The organism is Tunturibacter gelidoferens (assembly GCF_040358255.1).
GTDB lineage: Bacteria > Acidobacteriota > Terriglobia > Terriglobales > Acidobacteriaceae > Edaphobacter > Edaphobacter gelidiferens.
In genome coordinates this window covers 4927314-4945825 of the sequence record NZ_CP132938.1, presented here as the reverse complement: position 1 = coordinate 4945825, position 18512 = coordinate 4927314, and the positions used below count along the sequence as shown (strand labels likewise).

At 55.2% G+C, this 18512-nt stretch carries 16 protein-coding genes; 9 read left to right on the top strand and 7 right to left on the bottom strand.

The window, feature by feature from the left end; genetic code table 11:
- Positions 1 to 150: 150 nt before the first annotated feature.
- Positions 151 to 1101: a phytanoyl-CoA dioxygenase family protein gene (locus RBB81_RS21375; RefSeq protein WP_353072054.1), complete on the bottom strand. Its 951-nt coding sequence runs from the start codon at positions 1099 to 1101 to the stop codon at positions 151 to 153.
- Positions 1102 to 2146: 1045 nt separating this feature from the next.
- On the opposite strand from RBB81_RS21375, the gene RBB81_RS21370 reads away from it, so the two are divergent.
- From RBB81_RS21370 to RBB81_RS21360, 3 genes are all read left to right on the top strand, one after another.
- A complete protein-coding gene (locus RBB81_RS21370; protein ID WP_423248033.1) occupies positions 2147 to 2434 on the top strand; it encodes an SOS response-associated peptidase family protein in 288 nt (95 codons plus the stop codon).
- 107 nt (positions 2435 to 2541) lie between these two features.
- Entirely contained in the window at positions 2542 to 2811 is a 270-nt protein-coding gene (locus tag RBB81_RS21365; RefSeq protein WP_353072053.1) for a hypothetical protein, read from the top strand.
- 685 nt (positions 2812 to 3496) lie between these two features.
- On the top strand, positions 3497 to 4708 hold the full coding sequence (locus tag RBB81_RS21360; protein ID WP_353072052.1) for a putative sugar O-methyltransferase: 1212 nt from the start codon (positions 3497 to 3499) through the stop codon (positions 4706 to 4708).
- Positions 4709 to 5265: 557 nt separating this feature from the next.
- On the opposite strand, the gene RBB81_RS21355 is transcribed toward RBB81_RS21360, so the two are convergent.
- Positions 5266 to 7995 (bottom strand): FG-GAP-like repeat-containing protein, encoded by a 2730-nt coding sequence (locus RBB81_RS21355; RefSeq protein WP_353072051.1) that lies wholly within the window; start codon positions 7993 to 7995, stop codon positions 5266 to 5268.
- 377 nt (positions 7996 to 8372) lie between these two features.
- Between RBB81_RS21355 and RBB81_RS21350 the strand changes: the two genes are divergently transcribed.
- Positions 8373 to 8552 carry a hypothetical protein gene (locus RBB81_RS21350; RefSeq protein ID WP_353072050.1) on the top strand — a complete coding sequence of 60 codons (180 nt, stop codon included), beginning with the start codon at positions 8373 to 8375 and terminating at the stop codon, positions 8550 to 8552.
- Between the two features lie 423 nt (positions 8553 to 8975).
- Positions 8976 to 10178: a hypothetical protein gene (locus RBB81_RS21345; RefSeq protein WP_353072049.1), complete on the top strand. Its 1203-nt coding sequence runs from the start codon at positions 8976 to 8978 to the stop codon at positions 10176 to 10178.
- A gap of 63 nt (positions 10179 to 10241) precedes the next feature.
- On the opposite strand, the gene RBB81_RS21340 is transcribed toward RBB81_RS21345, so the two are convergent.
- Positions 10242 to 10472, bottom strand: coding sequence for a hypothetical protein (locus RBB81_RS21340; protein ID WP_353072048.1), 231 nt, complete (start codon positions 10470 to 10472; stop codon positions 10242 to 10244).
- Positions 10473 to 10849: 377 nt separating this feature from the next.
- Here RBB81_RS21340 and RBB81_RS21335 point away from each other — a divergent pair, with 377 nt between their 5' ends.
- From RBB81_RS21335 to RBB81_RS21320, 4 genes are all read left to right on the top strand, one after another.
- The gene (locus tag RBB81_RS21335; protein ID WP_353072047.1) at positions 10850 to 11329 is read left to right on the top strand and encodes a hypothetical protein; all 480 of its coding nucleotides are present in this window, start codon (positions 10850 to 10852) and stop codon (positions 11327 to 11329) included.
- A 38-nt stretch (positions 11330 to 11367) separates the two neighbouring features.
- A complete protein-coding gene (locus tag RBB81_RS21330) occupies positions 11368 to 13101 on the top strand; it encodes a capsule assembly Wzi family protein (protein ID WP_353072046.1) in 1734 nt (577 codons plus the stop codon).
- Between the two features lie 83 nt (positions 13102 to 13184).
- A complete protein-coding gene (locus tag RBB81_RS21325; RefSeq protein WP_353072045.1) occupies positions 13185 to 14675 on the top strand; it encodes a B12-binding domain-containing radical SAM protein in 1491 nt (496 codons plus the stop codon).
- Between the two features lie 403 nt (positions 14676 to 15078).
- Positions 15079 to 15201, top strand: coding sequence for a hypothetical protein (locus RBB81_RS21320; protein WP_353072044.1), 123 nt, complete (start codon positions 15079 to 15081; stop codon positions 15199 to 15201).
- An 823-nt stretch (positions 15202 to 16024) separates the two neighbouring features.
- On the opposite strand, the gene RBB81_RS21315 is transcribed toward RBB81_RS21320, so the two are convergent.
- The 4 genes from RBB81_RS21315 to RBB81_RS21300 are packed head-to-tail and all read right to left on the bottom strand — an operon-like array spanning position 16025 to position 18251.
- Complete coding sequence (locus tag RBB81_RS21315; RefSeq protein ID WP_353072043.1) at positions 16025 to 16456, bottom strand: hypothetical protein; 432 nt, start codon at positions 16454 to 16456, stop codon at positions 16025 to 16027.
- Between the two features lie 33 nt (positions 16457 to 16489).
- Positions 16490 to 17251 (bottom strand): heme-binding domain-containing protein, encoded by a 762-nt coding sequence (locus tag RBB81_RS21310; RefSeq protein ID WP_353072042.1) that lies wholly within the window; start codon positions 17249 to 17251, stop codon positions 16490 to 16492.
- Positions 17251 to 17511, bottom strand: a complete 261-nt coding sequence (locus RBB81_RS21305; protein WP_353072041.1) for a hypothetical protein — start codon at positions 17509 to 17511, stop codon at positions 17251 to 17253. Before RBB81_RS21305 ends, RBB81_RS21310 begins: the two co-directional genes overlap by 1 nt.
- Entirely contained in the window at positions 17505 to 18251 is a 747-nt protein-coding gene (locus RBB81_RS21300; protein ID WP_353072040.1) for a metallophosphoesterase family protein, read from the bottom strand. Before RBB81_RS21300 ends, RBB81_RS21305 begins: the two co-directional genes overlap by 7 nt.
- Positions 18252 to 18512: the final 261 nt, after the last annotated feature.

Below are 18512 nucleotides of genomic sequence, written 5' to 3'. Positions count from 1 at the left end.
TTGATCTGAACTTCTGCCCGCAGCTCCACTCAAAACATCAAGATATTTGCACCAGAGTCCCATATCCACCTCTCATCGCGTTCTCGCCAGAGCGGTTGCACTAGCTTCCAGAGGAATTTCTCGGCCTTCTTCCCACTTGTCTAGGTCCGCTCAGTGCACCAGCATGGGAATCTCTCGCTCAATCAGTTCCACGGTAGTCTTGTAGCGAAGTCGCTTTTCGGGACTGTCAGCTTTCTCGGCCTGCGCGGTTAGCTCGGCCACCGAGGGCTTTAGACGCAAAGGCAAATCGCGCCAATAGTACTTCAAATCGTCATGCTTCCAGTCCGCATAGGTGGCTTCCCAGGTTCGTCCGCCTTTAGCCTGATTGGGAAACACGATCTCGAGCGGTGAGACGGCTTCGTCATAGCTTTGAAACCGGCAATCCACCGAAAAACGGAGCTGGCTGGAAGTACTGAGTGTCGACCTATGCACCGTCAGGCTGTGAAAGAAGACAGCATCTCCCGCATTGATCCCCCCGCCTATCCAATCGCCTCCCGGAGCTGTTTCCGGCTTGATATATCCCTCCGTGGTTAGAAGCCCCGAAAGATGCGATGCTTCCTTGATCTCGAGCGTCCCCTGTCCGTGGAGACAATCATGGAGCGGCATCCATACTGTGTAGCTGTCAGAGCTTCCCGCAATCCCCGAGTTGTCCTGATGCGCACCCAAAAGGGCGCCCTCGCAGTTGGGGAAGATCATCCGTGCAATGGGCTTGGGATGAACCAAAAGACGCGGCCCCGCAAGTCGCTTCATCACATCGGTCAATATTGGATGATGCGTCAACGCGTGGAGCTGCTCCAAGCGGAACGCGCGATTTGCGGCCTGCTTATATTTCGGGTCAGGATCGAAGCACGCCATGGCGGGATTCGCGATGCGGTCCGATGGTGCGGACCCCTCGATCGTCCAGCCCTCGTCCGATGCAATGCCGATCATATCGCTGAGGAGCTGCTCCAGGTCTCCTTTCGGCATCAGGTCTCGGATGAAGACGTATCCGTAAGTCTCCATCTCACTCTTGAGAGATACGGAATCCAGATCTCTAGCAAAGATCGTGCGAAATGATTTCATCTTACCTCCAGGGAACAACACATCAGGCGCGTTGCCAATCAAAACTGATGACCAAGCCCTTTATTCCATTTTTTTGAAGAAAGTCTTAAATTAGTCACTGAGAGCAAAAACCTTCGTGCAATTGGTATGCCCGGCGAAATTTGTACCAGTTGCAGCATAGGAACTGGTACAAAAGGAGCATGGTATGGTGCAGGGGAAGAAGCACAGCGGAATAGATCTGCTCAGAACACGCAGGGCTCACCATAACCGATTTGTCCGATGAGCAGAGGTGGCTTGCAGGGTCAGTTACTCGGCCAGGGACCGGTTGAACTCAAGGCGACTTGGTGAGACGCTCACCACTTAGGGGATCGGCGAACGACCTACCCTGTGATCACCAGTGAACAGCGGGTAGCCATTTGTCCGCCAAAATAAGATACGGACGAGTGGAATGCTCTCGCGTCTCAATGAGTGACTCGCCGATTTAGCCTTGTTGACCATCAATATCGCGTCATTCTAGAGAAATTCCGAGTACCTTCCCGCCTACCCCAGCGGGCCGCGGCCTCGCCATCCTCGAGAACCTGTTCGCCGCGACGGTCTTCGCACTTTTCTTGCTCGGATACGTCGCCAGTTCCGCCGCTGAGCGACGAGGCAACCGGACAAAGCGTCGCAGACGAAGCGGCCCCAGGCGTGCTCAGTGCGAGGACTATTTCCGGCAGATCCTAAAGACGCAACGGGTCGCTGAGGAATGATTGGCTATTCAGCGCGCTAAATTAACCGGATTCCAATTATGGTTTTTTCGATAAGGTAAGCGCCGATCGCTGCGAGCAAAATGCAGCCAATAACCAACAATACGCGCTGCACCAAAGTGACACGAACTTCGGTTTTGTATTGCTTTTCTTATAACACCATCGAGATTACCGAAATCTGATTGATGGAACTTTTGAGCGAGCAGAATTTTAACAGCTCCGATAACTCCACCAACAAAAAAGGAACCATCCTGCCGTTACATCATTCCCCGCTTCTATCTGCGACAGCCTGGATCGCCTAGAATCGGAAGCTATTCGGCATGACAGGACTGTGGAAGAGCTGGAACGACCCCGCTACCCGACAGCCGCTTGAGACGTTCACGATCATCACGACAGACCCTAACGAAGTCATGGAACCCTTGCTAGGCCACCCGCAGATCTTCTCAGGCCATCCTTGGTGCCTTTGGATGCCACCCCAGACGACAGCGTTACGGTGCATATGCAATATTTGCGGCGCTCGTGAGTCCATGCAGTTCGCGCTGCAGGATTTCGGCCCTGCCAATCCATTGAAGATCCGCAGGATGAACCTGGCTAACGTTCCCCCTTAGTCCTCCCCTTGGACTTGTTCTCCTTCTCCTCGTTCTGCAGAAACGGTGCGGCTCGTCCGGCTGCTGTGCCAAACCCACCACATCCATCCTGAAACACGAGGTTATCCATGCATCTCTTTAGAATTTCCGCTTCTGTACTCGGTAGGCTCCTCCTCATCCTATGCGCCGTCCTCTGCGGCTTCTCGGTTCCAGCCTTCGCACAATACAACTCCACCATCTTTGGACCAAACGTTTACGTCTTCGACCCAACAGTATCCGGCTCTGTCATCAATTCAGACATCGTCTCGATCTCCAACTCCAGCGTAAGCAGCGGGCAGTTCAGCGGCAGCCGCGCCGCAGTTCTTTTCAAACCGGGCGCCTACTCCGGGGTACCCTAGGAGGGTAGGCTTCTACACCTCTATCGCCGGCCTGGGACTAACTCCTGACTCGACGGTTTTGAACGGCGGCGGTCTCTATCTCGACAGATTGGATGTCCGAATAAGCAATCATGGTCGCATTTGTGACCGAATTGATGGTTGATGGAGAACCCTCCACCCAAAATGATTCGACAGAGGGATCCGCTCGGACTCTGGTCTCTAAGCTCTTACTCCGAGCGTCGCACGAGGCAACGGGGAAGAAATATCTTTGTCCTTGACAACATCTTCGCCCTTATTGACGAATACATTTGCGCAGATCTGTCGATCCACTCTTCGCTTTTCCCTTGCAGTCAGACGGCGGACCATACGTTCTCGGGAACTCCAATCCTTGAGGTACTTAGCCGCGTTGCGAAAATCCGCAATTCGAGGGCGAAGCAGCTTCGCGGGACTTGGGACCTGCGGCGCAGGCGTGGGTGCGACCTATCGACGACTCTGAACTTGTCTTTTGTTTGTCACACACTTGTCAAATCACGACAAAATCCTCTTTGCGTTGCTGACAAGCGATGAGCGCAAAGTAGATCATTAAATCTCAAGCATGACGTTCTGCCGCTGCCGTTCACGGTTATGTTGCCCATTACCTAGAACAGCTTTACATCTTGTGGGTTCATAGATCGGTAGCTCGGACCCTTGTAGAAAGGGGTGAAGAGTGAAACCCAAATACCTGCTTCATCCAATTCAAGCAGCGAAGAAGGCCAAGGCTCTCTTTACGATATGGCTCGGCATGTGGAAGTTTGCGAACCACGGCGACCTTCGTTTCAAAGGGGACCATCGCTACGATCTACAGAACGTGACCGATGGATTTGCCTCTCGCATCGATACGACAGACGATGACACGGAACTGCTTGAGCGAATTTGCGCCGCCTACCGTAAGGCGAACGAACGCCAGCAGTCTGCACCGGTGGCCTACCGGCCGACCCACCGATGGGAGCAGATACGGCAGCAGCGCCTTGGCCCGGTCGTACAGGCACTGCTCACTCGAGACATTCCGGCATTACGAGCGATGTATCGAAATTTCTTTCGGGACGCTTGCTCCTCCGGTCTATTGGGCGCGCCGTTCGGGCTGGCCAAGGCGTACTTTGGTGGCAACATCAAAGATCTCCACCGCCGCTTCTACCTAAGCCACGCCTTATATCGCTACGATTACTGGAAGGAGCAGACAGACGGCCGCTTCCCCCTTCGCGATCTCTACGGCCCTGGTGTCGGAAATCCCTTCGGTGTCCAGATTGATGGCACACACATTCACGTGGGCGCGGAGTACGCTCACTATTGCGCTCATAGAATCGATAGCATGCTCTCAGCGGGCCCAGCCACGGTCGTCGAATTCGGCGGCGGGTACGGCAGCATGGCGTATTACCTGCTTCGCGACAGACCTGAACTTACCTATATCGACTTCGATGTGCCGGAGAGCATCGCACTGAGTTCGTACTACCTACTCAAAGCTTTCCCAAGCCTCGAGTTCTTGCTTTACGGCGAAGAAGAACTGACCGGCCAAGCCATCGCACGTGCTGATGTCGTCCTTATGCCTGCGTTTGAGATTGCCGCGATGCCAGCTGCCAGTATCGACGTGAGCTTCAGCTCTAATGGCATCTCCGCTCTCTCGGTAGAAGCCCTGAAGGCGTACCTCAAGGACATTGATCGGATGACCTGCGACAGCTTCTTCTCCATCGGCAAAAAACCAACCAGCGAATCCATCTCGGAACTCATCGCCAGAGAGCACACATCCTTCCAGCTTGCGGAGACTCGCTCCTCCGGCTGGCACAGCCACAAGATATCTGGTGCAGGCGTGGGAGGCGCAGCCGGCCTTGCTGCTTCGACAATATTTGAGCAACGCTACCGGCGACTAGACGACTGCAGCTGAGCCAGGCTATTCGTCGTCAGGTTGCCGTTGTTGTCGGTGCTTTATTGGGTGCGAGGGTGCCTACTCAGCCTGTTCGGTCCGGCTTGCGCTGACCAGAATACATTTCAGGCGACCCTCGATGAAAGAACCTGTGGATACGGTGTCGTCCCTACGCGAAGATCTGAGAAAGTGGAACGACCATGGCAGTGCGCCCACGAGGGGCCGTTGGGGATGCGAGGCAGTACGGCAAATACCAATTGTGATCGGTACGAATGACCGTGACTTCGTTCCTTCGAATTCATCGACCGCTCCCATCAGCGGCTGTGCTCCGCAAATGATCGCCACGGAAAGCAGGCGGATCTTTTGGTGAATCGCGTCACTATTCGCAGTGAACCGGTATACAATTTCCAAACGATTCAACCTCATCGGCTGCTTAGAGACACACAACAGGCACCCACCCAAAACAAGCGGACACTGATGACACACCCTAACTCACCCCCAAAAAGGCCTCAAAATACCGCTTACTAAAATCATACTCGGCGTTGGCGGAGTTTCTCACTTGGAGACTCTGCGACCGTTCAGTTCACAGTGACAGCAACGGTCGTGGACGCGGTCAGGGCGCGGCTGGAACCAGTCACCGTGACCATGTAGCTCCCAACAGTCGTGCCGGGATTGGCTGGCGTCGGGACCGGATTGGTTGGCGTCGGGACCGGATTGGCTGCCTTCTGTGCTCCGCCGCATCCCATGACTATTGCAGCGAACGCACCGAGCAGCAACAGACTAAGCAGAGTCTTTGTTCGGCGACGTAACGGCAATCCGAAGAACAGGAACGCCGCAAGCGCGTTGCCTCCACCAAGCGCCAACAACCGGTTGCGCTGATTGCGGAAAGCCGTCGCTGCCTGGCCAGTCGTGTTGGACGAACTACTCGCTGCCGTGGTGTTGACAGTGAGCGTCGCCGTTACAGCTGTTATTGAGGTGATGGCCGGTGGCGCAGCGACGGAGCAGGTGGGCAGATAGACCGCAGTTGCCGGACCGGTTACGGTACAGGAGAGCGCCACCGGGGCCGAAAAACCACCGCTGGGCGTGATCGTGATCGTCGAAGTCCCGCTGGCGCCGGGCGTGGCGATGCTGACGGGTGTATTGGTTAGCGTGAAGCTTTGAGCGGGAGCGATCACCGTTATTGCGACTGCGGTGTTGGCCATGGCTACTCCGCTCGAAGCGACTGCATTCACTCCCTCCAGGTATTGCGCAGGGGTTGTTCCTGGTTGTGTCTGGATACTGAGCGTCGTAGTCGCCGGCGCATTCCCCGAGATAGTCACCGGCGGGATGGATAAGCAGGTGGGCAAGTCGCTTGCGTTGCCCGGATAGCTGCCGCCGTCGCAATCCAGGGTCACCGTTCCGGAGAAGCCGTTCGTGGGGGTAATCGTGAGAGTCGAAGTCCCGGTGGCGCCAGCCACGACGGAAACTGAAGTACCACTCAGCGTGAAGCCCGGCGACACCACAGTTAGGGACACATCGGCGGAGGTACTGCCACCATAGTTGACATCGCCGGAATAGATCGCTTTGACGAGATGTGTGCCTACGCCTACGGGGGAAATATTGTTCACCGTTGCAATTGTCAGCGCTGTCTCTGCCAAAAGCGCAGTTGCTGAGTTATCTGGGGAATTGGCCACTACAAGATCTTCCTTGCCGTCTCCATTGAAGTCTGCTGAGACGACTGACGTTGAGCCGGTGTCCGCCGCTGGGCTGGTGGCAGCCGTAAACGTTCCATCGCCGTTGCCCAGCAAAATCGTCACGTTGCTACTGCCGGCATTGGCCACCGCGAGATCAGGAACGCCGTCTCCATTGAAATCCGCAACCGCGATGGAATTGGGAGCCGTACCCGTCGCCGGGCTCGCTGCAGCTGTAAAGGTTCCATCACCGTTGCCCAGCAAAATCGTCACATTGTTGCTGCCGGAGTTGGCCACGGCTAAATCCAGCTTGCCATCTCCGTTGAAGTCTGCTGCGGCAATCGATGTGGGGCTGCCGCCCGTTGCCGGGATTGCTGGCATCGCAGAAAGACCCCCATCACGATTCAGAAAGACGTTCACGCCATTCGCGCCGGAGTTTGTCACCGCCAAGTCCGGTTGGCCATCTCCATTGAAGTCGCCCACGGCCATCGATTGGGAACCGAAGAACGCCAAGGGGGCGAAGGAGGACGTAAAGGTTCCGTCTCCGTTGCCGAACAGAATCAGGAGTAGGTTGCATGGCTGCTCATTGACGCTGGTGCAAGCCTCGACTAGATCCAGCTTGCCGTCTCCGTTGAAGTCCCCTACAGCGATGGAATCGGACGTAGTCGTACCGTTGCCGTTCCCAAGGCTCCCACTCCCGTTGGTGAAGGTTCCATCCCCGTTACCCAAAAGCACTTCACTATTGCCCTCATCAAAGGCAGGCGCCACGGCCAGATCGGGAATACCATCCCCGTTGAAATCTCCCACCGCGATAGCGCCCGGCAAGTCGGACGAAGGATTGAGCGCTGCTGTGAATGTGCCGTCCCCGTTGCCCAAGAGCACGGAGATACCGCTTCCGAGTATGACCAGGTCCGGGATTCCGTCGCCATTGAAGTCAGCGGTCAAAACAGTGTTACCGGTGTTCTGTGAGGCGACAGGCAAAAGTGAGGAACCCCCGAATCCGGCGCCCGTTTCACTCGTCAACGCCGCCGTCCCCAGCACTGCGTTTCCGTTGCTTGCATCCACAAACGAGACCATGCCCGTCGGCAAAGTATTTCCGTTGCCCGGCACCGTCGCCGTCAATGAGAAGATGTTTGGGACCCCTCCGGCTTCGAGATACGTCGTTGTGGCCAGTTGCCCCGTGCCCTGCGACGCCGTCACTGTGAGCGACGATGCGGCCGAAGCACTGAGCCCAAGGCCGGCCGGCTCGGCAAGAACCGCCTTGTAGCTGTGACTCCCAACCCCAGGGCGGAATTTCAGCGTAGCCGTACCGTTGGCGGTCAACTGCGCCGTGCCCAACAGATGGATGTCGGTGCAGAACTTGGCCGTCGCATCGCAGAAGTTGACCTGGCCCGGTGTGACCGGAGTGCTGCCGGCCACAACGGTTGCCGTCAGAGTGACCACACTACCAGATGCAACTGTCGCCACTGCGTTTCCACCGGAGGTGACGGACAGCGTTGTTATCGTGGAGCTGGGCGCTGCCCACGCAGGCAGCAGTCCAACACCCTGGCCGAAAGAGACTACCGCAATGAAACACCACAAAGGGCGCAAGAGGGCTAGCAGCTCCCCGCCTCCAATCAACGTTCGCTGAAAACGCATGAATGATCTCTCCTTGAGGAACCAGACAGATGTCGATGCACTCGTTAACTAGGTTTGCGTAGATTTATTCTAGGCATTCCTGCTGATTTTTCAGGAGTGTGCGCAAGAATCGTGGAAAGCACGGTTGATTGTGATCGACGGCGACAAGATCATCGACCAACTCCCACCGAGGAGCTTGGAGGCACGGCGGCAGCGTAAACCTGCCTGCAAGCGAGAAAACATCAGGATTACTGCCGAGAGCTTCGAGTTGGGTGGCTAGATCGGAGGCCTGAGGCGACTCCGGCGATCAGGCGTTCTGTCTCTAAGCGCTGCGACCATTTGAACGACTAAAGAGACACCTTCTGGTGCCGATTAGCGCCTGTAGAGGTGTTTTCACTATGAGTATTGCTGCTATCAGTTCCTCCGTCCCCGTGCTGCCTCAAGCAGAAGTGCAGAAGGCTTCCACTCCTGTGCCGTCCCAATCAACCCCTGCGCCGGCCGACACTGTTTCGATCAGCGCTGCCGGTCACCAATCCGTAAGCGCTGGCGATGCCGACCACGACGGAGACAGTCACTAAATACAAGGCTGAATTGCCAACTAAGACCTGCACCGCCCACCTCGAAACGGCTGGGGGTGCAGGGTTGTCTTTTTTGCACGCTGCCACCGCCTCAGGCGAAATCGTACGCATACAAGCGACTTCGCCAGTGCCATCTTGCCCGAACGAGGTAGTTCACAGTTGATCGTTGCAGCGAGTTATACGTGTTCGAACCTACTTGCAAGTCTTTGCTAGTTGGGATTCGCCTATAGGCCGAGGTTCCAAATCACTGCGGTCTTGTATATCGGCGGGACATTACGCTGTTCCCAACAAACTTGAGGCAATGATGGAATAAACGCGCTTCAGTTCGGTTTCATAGTCAGACGGAAGCCGTCCGATAGCGTCAAGTTTCGAAAGCTGTCTGAGGGTGTGGACTCAATAATGTTCGACAAAAGGAGAAGCGAAATGGCACAATCCGAAACTCTGATCAAGAAATCCGCGAATCGGCGCGCTTTCTTGAAAACCGGAATCACGGCGGCAGGCGCAGCGACTATGGGTGCAGGCTTGTTGGGCGGTGGATTATCCGCCTTTGGCCAGGAGCGGGACGGAGATGGCGATCTCACACAAGGCGACATCGCGATTCTCAGGTTCTTGAATGCTCTCGAGCAGATCGAAGCCGATCTGTGGATTCAATACGCCGAACTTGGAGGAACCCAGGATAAGGAGGTTTCCGGAGTCAACGGGGGAAACCCACTCTACACGGGCGCCCTTTCCATTCTCGATGGGGACATGGCCCAGTACATTCACGACAATACCGACGATGAGATCAGCCACGCCGCCTTCCTAAAAGCCTATCTGGAATCGAAGGGTGCCGAGGCAGTCGACCTCAGCCGCTTTGCCACCATCCCAGGCAGCACCGCGACGGGTTCCACCGGGAAGACACGGCTCACCAACCTGATGCAGCTTACCGTGGACACCAGTTTCTGGTCCCAGTACCGCAGCATCACCAACATCGATTTCGACCCCAGCGCGCCATTCGTCCAAGCAGTCCCCAGTCTGAACATAGGGAAACATACCGCGATTCCAAGAACCGACGCCGACACCGCCGGCAGTTCCCTCAGCGGCGACAACACCACGAGCATCACGCCCCATCTCCAGGCAATCGCCTTTACGGCAGGATTCCACTTTGCGTTTATTGAGGCAGGCGGCAGCAGCCTCTATCCAACATTGGCTCAAAAGGTAACCAATCTGGAAGTCCTACGAGTCTTGCTTAGCATCGGCCCCAGCGAGACCATGCACTTTCAAACCTGGCAGGATAAAGCAGGCAATGCGCTCCCGTTGACAGACGTTGACAATGGACCAGGTGGAACCGGCGCGACGGTTACGTTTACAACCCTCGCTAACGCCCAAGGAGAGACCAATCCCGAGTCCCTCAAGGGCGACACCTTGCAGGCCAACCTCATCATGCCCGAGCCTACCCACTTCCTCAACAAGAAGTTTCCACCCGTTGCGATCATTCGTCCAACCTCTACAAAAAATGGTGGAGCAGTGGCCTCTCTCCAGAGCTTTGTGAATGACGGGCTGTTCATCGGCCAGAAGAATCCAGAGTTCCTGCGAGTGATGTTCAGTCTGGCAGAGGAGGCAGATGAGGCTCAGCGCCGATTCTAAGCGGACTACCTTCCCTCCCCCCCGGATAAGCTGTGCGGGGGGTGAGAGAAGGGGCTCAAAACGTCATCCCGAGAATCCGAACTCGTTGCCTGTATCAAGGAGAAAACGTCCTGAAGCTTTGCCAATCGAGGCCTCGACAAGGAGACGGTTGCCCTGGATCTGGAGCGGTACTGCCGCACCTGAGCCCAAGTAGTGGAACCTTGCGCCGAGCGAGTCGAGGCTCGTCGCCCTGCTCTCCTCGAACAGTCCAAAGATCAAGCACCGCTCAACGCCGTACGGAATTGTCTTCTGCAACTCACGCCTCTCCATTAGGCAAAAGAGTCGATCATAGTGGACGGCTTGTTGAGATCGACAGAGGCGCTGCGTGTTCGAAAACGGGCGATATTCGTGGAGATGGAACATCCGTATTCGATGCTCTTTGTGAATTATGGCCGCAGGCGAAGCGTAGGGGCGGCGCATCGGATGGTGGCGATGGTATCCATCGGTGCGATGCGTGTCCATAGCAGCCTGGAGGCATGCTGCCAGAAGGCACGCACCTGACTGGCTCAATACTCTAGGCAAAACCTGTACGCTGGCTTGCCCAAAATGGCAAATTACGTTTCACCGTTCGCGGCATTGAGTTGCCAGCAGGGTCAGTGCAACAGGCAATGGAGCATACCGTGCACAGTCTAATGACCGCCGCCGAGGCCGCTCCGGGACAGGGCGTTTCCTTTGCTCGTCAAACAGAAGCCCTGCGAAAGTCTGGAGAATTTCCAAATATAGCAATCGATGGTGTGGGATTCATGATCAGCTTCAAGGCTGCTGTGATCGAGGGAATGGAGGTCGTGTTTATCGTGATTGCGGTCGGCGCCACAGGACACATGCTACTGTCAGCCAGCCTTGGCGCACTCACAGCTGGCCTATTAGTGATCCTTCTTGGACTCGTCCTCCATAAGCCGTTGGCCAGAATACCTGAGAACACCTTGAAGTTCTCCGTTGGCGTCCTCCTGTCTGCTTTCGGCGTGTTTTGGATCGGAGAAGGCTTGCACCTTCCTCGGTTCGGAGAGGACCGGGTTATGGTCGGCCCAATTTTTTGTTTTGGCTGTACAGCCCTCGGTGCCGTCCGCATTATCAGGCACCGAGCAGCAGTTCAGCGGGGCTTATCAAGATGACGGTACCGAATCGATTGAGAAGGAATCATGAGGTTTGTATGAAATGTTTAAATGCCGCTTCTGTTCTGGCCTCAGGCCTCTTACTGGGCATCTATTGCGCAGGAGCATTGGGTCAAACGGGTTCTGTCAGTGGCCAGAGCGCCAATTCAGTGACGGTCGACGACGGCGATGAGTCCGCGACAGGATCAACTTATGTTCCCATCGACAGCTGGATATATCCTGCGCTCGACCGCCTGCAGGCGCTTGGTTATATCAACTACAGCTATCGCGGACTTCGTCCCTGGACACGATCGAGTATTACGCACATGCTGGATCAAACGGCGGAAATCCAGGATTTCACTTCTAAGGACGACGAAGCCCAAGATATTTATCTTGCGGTGCGGAAGGAACTCGATACCGGCACACATAGCTTCGCCGATCTTCTACATCCGCGTAACAGCTTTGAGAGTGCCTATACCCGTCTCGGCGGCATCACAGGGATCCCATTAAGAGATAGCTTCCATCTTGGGCTGACAATCGTCAACGATTATGGGCGTCCTTATCAAGAGGGTTTCAATCCCATAACCGGCTTCAGTACGCGAAGCGAAGCTGGTCGATTCGCCCTTTATTTCAGAGGGGAATATCAGCATGCCCCGGGCGCTCCCGGATATTCGCAGTCTTTGACTAATCTCCTTTCGACCATCGATGGCGTTCCAATCCCGACCTATCCAAATCAATCGACTATTCCTTATGGACCGATCGCGCCGGTGAATGACTTCAGCATCGTCGAAGCAAATCTCTCCTATCTCCTCCTAAATCACGAACTCTCCTTCGGCAAAAGTGACCATTGGTTGGGGCCCGCGAAAGGAGGCAGCTTTGCCTGGAGCAACAATGCGGAAAATATCTACGCTTTTCAGATAGACCGCGTCGAGCCGTTATACGTTCCACTGCTCTCACGCCTCACCGGGCCATTTCGATATCAGTTCTTCGTAGGGAGTCTGAAGGGACATGTCGACCCCAGCGATCCTTGGATACATGTCGAGAAAATAAGTTTCAAGCCGACAGTCAATGTAGAGATGGGCTTTGAACGTGCCACGATTTGGGGTGGCGAAGGCCATGCCCCAATCACCATCCATAGCTTTCTTCATAGCTTTTTCAGCTTCCAGAATACTTCTGCGGCCGAGAAGCTGTCGCGAAACGATCCCGGAGCACGTTTCGGCACCTTTGATTTTTCCTATCGTCTGCCCTTTGTGCGTAAGTGGTTGACCTTATACTCGGACTCGCTCGCCCACGACGATGTAAGCCCCATCAGTGCGCCGCGACGCGCCGGCATTCGCCCAGGCATTTATCTGTCCCATTTCCCGGGTCTTGCACATCTTGATTTTCGCGTGGAAGCAGTCAGCACCGATCCGCCGACCAGTCGCAGTAATGGCGGACAATTTCTCTACGCCGAGCAGATACAAAAACAGGGTTACACCAATAAGGGCTTCATTCTCGGTGATCCTGTTGGGCGTGAGTCCAAGGGCGGTCAAGCTTGGGTCACCTATCATCTCTCTCCCAGGGAAGATGTGCAGCTTTCTTATCGCAACGCGAAAGCAGCGAAAGACTTTATCCCCGGCGGCACAACACAGAATGCGATCCAAGTGTCCGTTGTAAAGCGTTTTCGCGAGGACATTGAATTTCGCGGCTGGCTACAGTACGAGGAGTGGAAAGCTCCGATCTACAAGATTGGGAGTAACTCCAATGTCAGCGTGACTGGCCAGCTTACCTGGTATCCGCACGAACAGAAATGATTGTGGCTATCACCTAGGTTGCAGGCTGCAACAGAAGCTCCGTCCCGAACCACTGTACTAGCACGAAGAAAGGTAATGATTCAATGAGCGTTCATCTCGTAAATCCCAGTGACAACTCTTTTGGCACAGCCGTCATTACGCCCAGATGGCTGTTTGTCCTGGCAGCAGCTACACCTGAAGCAGCGGGGGACCCCATTCTCGTCGATGAGTCGCTGGAGCAGTTAGACCCCTCAACCATCCAAGCGGGGGATGTCGTTGGAATCAGTGTCCACACTGGCAACGCGCTGCGCGGCTATGAGGTTGGCAGAATCTGTAAGCAGCCCGGAGCAACCGTAGTTTATGGAGGCATTCACGCCACGTTGTTCCCGGAAGAGCCGTTTGAGCGCGGCCACGCGGATGCAGTGGTGAAAGGCGATGGCGGTGTGGTATGGGGTCAAGTTCTGCGCGATCTTGAGTTAGGACGGGCAAAGCGGATCTATGAGGGCGGGAAAATCGAGGGCGAGGAGTTCCTCGCTGCCCGTTGGGATCTGATGCAAACAGACAAGTACATGTGGGCGTCCGTGCAGACGATACGCGGATGCCCTAAGCACTGCTCGTTCTGCTCGGTGTGGCGCACCGATGGGCAGAAGCCAAGACAAAGAACATTTGAAAGTGTGATTGATGAGATTATCGATCTGCGTCGAAGAGGTTTCAGGTTCATCGCACTCGCGGACGATAACTTCTACCCCGTCACCCTCACTGACCTACGGCTCGCCAGGGAGCACAACAATCATGGGCGGGTGGAGTCCCTGATACAGACGCGGGCCGAGCGATTTTCGCTGGTGGCGGAGATGGCAAAGCTGCCGAAGGATATGGTGTTCTTCACGCAGATTACGATGGAATCGGCGGAAGATGCTGAGTACTTGGAGCCGATGCGCCGGGCAAACATCAAGGGTGCGTTGGTGGGAGTGGAGGCAGTGACGCCCGAGGGACTGAAGGCAGTCTATAAGGACTTCAACTATTCGGGTGACCGGCTAGTTGAGCAGTTGCAGACGTTCCGGAAACACGGATTGCACGTATTGGGATCTTTCATCTTCGGCCTTCCTACCGATAAGCCCAGTACATTTGACGCGACGGTCGAGCTAGCCCTAAAGGCGGATGTAACCTTTGCGCAATTCGTAATGATGACACCATTTCCGGGAACCGTCGACTTCGGACGATGGGAGAAGGAACAGGCCAAAGACCCCGTGACGGTAGAAGGAACGCCGGTTACACGGTATTGGCTGATTCCAACCGCGGTCCGGCCGAAAATGTTCACACCGCGTCCTTTGATGAGCTCAGATGAGATAAGAGACCGGACGCAGAAGGTTTGGGACCGGTTCTACGACTTGGGTTCGGTTTGGAAGAGGTCCTCGTGCGTACCGAATCTGAGGGCTAGGGTGGCTTTGTGTTGCTGTCGAAGTTGTATCGGCAGATGTATGCGGGGACCGGGATCTCGACAGATAGCGCACGGCGGAAAAAGGCGAAGACCTCGGCTCGCTGGATCGCACGGCAGGTGCGCAAGTTCTTCCAGGCCAAGCCGATGCCGGAGCTAACGTTTCCGGCTTGGGAGCCGCGACCGGAGCGGGTGCCTAACTTGACTTCTATTTTGGTACAGAATCCGGAAGTGCCGATAGTTTGATGCCGACGCAAATTTCAATTGAAACAAGTCAGCTTCCAAAGCAGGCAAACTCAAACGCTAGAAGGACATAAATACAGTGCATATTCAGAGCAACTTTTGCAGGTTGCGTTCTTAAGGGACTGGAAGCACACCAATCCTCTTCGACTTTCAATGCTTTGTATGGTGGAGGGCGTATCGCAGTCCACTGAGCTTAAACCTTCATCTTGTTTTGTCCCTGGTTCATTGAGGCCGATACCGGGCCGTTTGCTCAATGGCGCTATCAACTAACTGTTCACCAACTTGCAACGGTGCTCGTAGAAATTCGTGGAGTGTATGAGATGACGAAGTTCACTGTATTTACGGCTCTTCAAAAAATGGAGATCCAAACTATGTCATCGCCGTATGCAATCATGCGCCTGCCTATTAGTCGCGTCGCATTGATGCTGCTGACGGCAGGCTGAATTGGTTCCGATGCCACGGTGCCAGCAATTGCGCAGGGTGTTGCCACATATCTTGTTGCAGCGACGCCACATCAGCCAGATTCGGAGAAATGGTACTCGGCGTCCATTTACAGGATCGGCGCTGATCAGCACCTTGTTCAGGTCAATCACTTGTTCAGTCCCGCTGAGCACTTTGACGGATGTTGTGGACGATTTGCACGGCCATCTGTTCCTCGCTGGCGACCATGGGATTTACGTAGTGCACGAGGACGATCCACGACGACTCGACTTTGTCGCGCTCGAGACCTTCGACACCTTCCCATGCTTTGGAGGCTTCGATGAGCCTTCTGGGAAAACAGGAATCGATTACTGTGTCGGCGGCAATATCTATCGAGTCATGGCACGGAGCCACTTCACCGCCAACTCAGTGAGCAACCGAATCACTACCCAGCCAACATCCCACTGCGCCCATCTAGAGTGCTGCATAACCAATGATGTCAAGGGCACTTGAGCAAGAGAGAGTTTGCACGGCTGCAGTTTACTTGTGGGATTCCCGATGGGTGTACAGGGTTTTTCCACTTTGCTCCCTACCCAGATTTTAGGGTGATTGTTCCGTGTTCTTTTGCGATTGATTGCTTTACTCATGCGCAGGAATAGAACGTGACGCGAACGTCCACAGTTCGGGAAATAGTCTTGCGCTCAAAGGTTCAGTTGATCAACGAATTTCAAACTCGATTCGAGGCTTATTGTATGGATGCGCATCGAATTGTCTAAGCTTCGGGAACAGGTTGCGACTAATAGAACAACGGGCTAAGAGCGTTATTTCGCTCTCAAAGAATCTGAATTAAAAGATCAGAGAGAGAAGAGGTGTTTGCCTGCTGCAATTTCTGAAGACCAACGCCCGAACTCTACTGTCGAGATCGTCGGCCAGTCTTATCAGTAGGGTCGCTGACGTGTTACGGTTTTGAGCAACTCCTCTGCGGACAAAGACAACAGTATCTTCGGCTAGCCTCCAGAGTACCGTTTGAGGTGTCATCGGATTGCACGCTACCCACATGCGGACATCGGCATCAGAATCCTGTGACAGCTTTTCAAGTAAATCTCGGTTATTGGTATTTGCAGCCATCCACCGAAGCCAGTCGATTTCCTCGGACCGCAACTCGCCGATTGTCCGAGGCTTTTGCCGCAGCCAAATGACAGCGTCCTCCGTGCAATATTGACCTTCGTATACGGCAATCAAATCCTCGCCAATTACTTCGTTCAACCAATCCGACATACGCTCTCCTTGCGCTCTTCAGTCAACCTCTCGCTACTGCTTCAGGTAAGCGATCAAGTTCCTCCGCTCTTCTGCCTTGGGAACGCTGAAGCTCATATTGTTGTCGGGAACCATCAAATCTGGATCGCTCAACCACTTCTCCAGGGTCGCATCGTTCCAAATCACGCCAGAATTCTTCAAGCCCGCCGAATAAGTAAATCCCGCAATGCTCCCGGCTCTTCTGCCATAGACTCCTGCCAACCTCGGTCCCTCACGATCAACAGCCATCGCATGACAGCCTGTGCAACGCTTCTCGAACACAGCCTTGCCTTGCACAGCATCGCCATCCCCAGCCAGAGCCACCTCGCTCCCGCTCGCACTCTTGCCCAGCATCGAGAGTGCCCGCACATCGGTCTTGGAAAGCTGCGCAGTCCAGTGCAGCAACCGATACTGCAGCGGCGGCATGTCGTCGTTCTTTGCCTCTTCGACGATCTTCGCAGTCAAAACCTGCTGCTGATCCGCCGGCATCTGCTCCCAGTGTGAGAGGTCCATCTTCTTGCGCGCCTCAACGATGTCGCGCTCAATCAGCCACGATCCTGGAGCGATCCGCGCATACACTGGCCAGCGAGTCTCGCTCGAATGGCAGTCCGCACACTTGTTCGCTAGTACCGCCTTCGCGTCTGCGGGCATAGTCGCACCTTCCAGCAGCGTGCCGAGTCCTTTCGCCGGCTCGGCACGCGGATTCCCAAACGGATGAACATACCCCAAGGCCACTATTGCGGCTACGGTCAGTGCCGCAGCAGTCCACGGGCGCATTAGACCGTCTCCGCCAGTGTCGTGTCGACAATTGCCAGATGATTATGTCCTCTAACGACCTTGACCTTGGTCACTCCAAGCACGCTCTCCAGCTTGCCCGCTGGAACCACCATCGGCCCTGGATTCGGCGCCGCTCCCGGTGCAGGCTGCGGAAACGCCGTCGCCATCGCCGTGTGGAAGGCCACATTGCCTTCGACCTTCTGCACCACCTGGTGGATGTGACCGTTCAGAACCGTCACCGAACCGAAGGGCTTCAGCATGGCGAGTGCCTGCTCTCCGTCCTTCGTGCCCCATCCCCACTTCTCATAGACCATCCACAAGGGATATGGGCGAAGACCACGATCGGGGTCGAGTGGCTCAACCCGGCCAGGTCAGACTTCAGCCACTTTAATTGATCCTCGCCCATATTCCCCATCGCATCTACTTGCACGCAGTTGTTCAAGCCTACAAAGTGAACCCCTTTGTGGTTGTAGCTGTACCAGCCATTGCCCACCGTGCCCTTGCCGAAACGCTGCTTGTACTGCACACCATCGTCGATATAGTCGTGTTCTCCCGGCACATAGAACACCTCGCTCTTGAAACCCTTGATCACCTCAGAGGCCGTATCGAACTCCGCGGCCTTCGAGTTCTGCGTGATGTCGCCGGTGTGCAACATAAAGTCCGGAGCCTTCATTCCTGCAGGAACAAGATTCGCCCGATCGATGGCTTTCTTCAGTGTTCCTGTCACATCCGGGTTCGCGCCCTTGTTGAACCCGATATGGCAGTCGCTGATTTGCACAAAAGAAAAATCCTCCACCTTTGCAGTTCCAGCGCCACCACCGCTTTTCATCGCCTGGGCCAGCAACTTTGAAGTCGGCACACCGCCAACCATCGACCACAGCAGCCCTGTGCCGGCCCACGCCATGCACCCCAGAAAATTGCGCCGGTCGATGCCATCGCCCACGGGCTTCGTAACACCTTCGTTCTCCTGCACTACTTCGTCTTCCTTGAACTGATTCATATCAATCTCCATCTGATTTTGATTGCCTATATCGTCTAAAACTGGCAAGGCGAGCTTTTATTCTCGCCGTTAGAAGAAATTGCGCGGGATAATCCAGCAGCAATTTGGTTACCGAGATGCGGCCCACAGACTTCGGTTCAGCCGCGAGGTTTGACCCGTGCGTGTCGCTGCCATCCCTTGGCCTTTCCCTCGCCTTGCCGGTTGCTCGACCGCCCCTATCAGACGCTCACATCCCGAGTCCTTACCTCGCCGGCGAAGCTG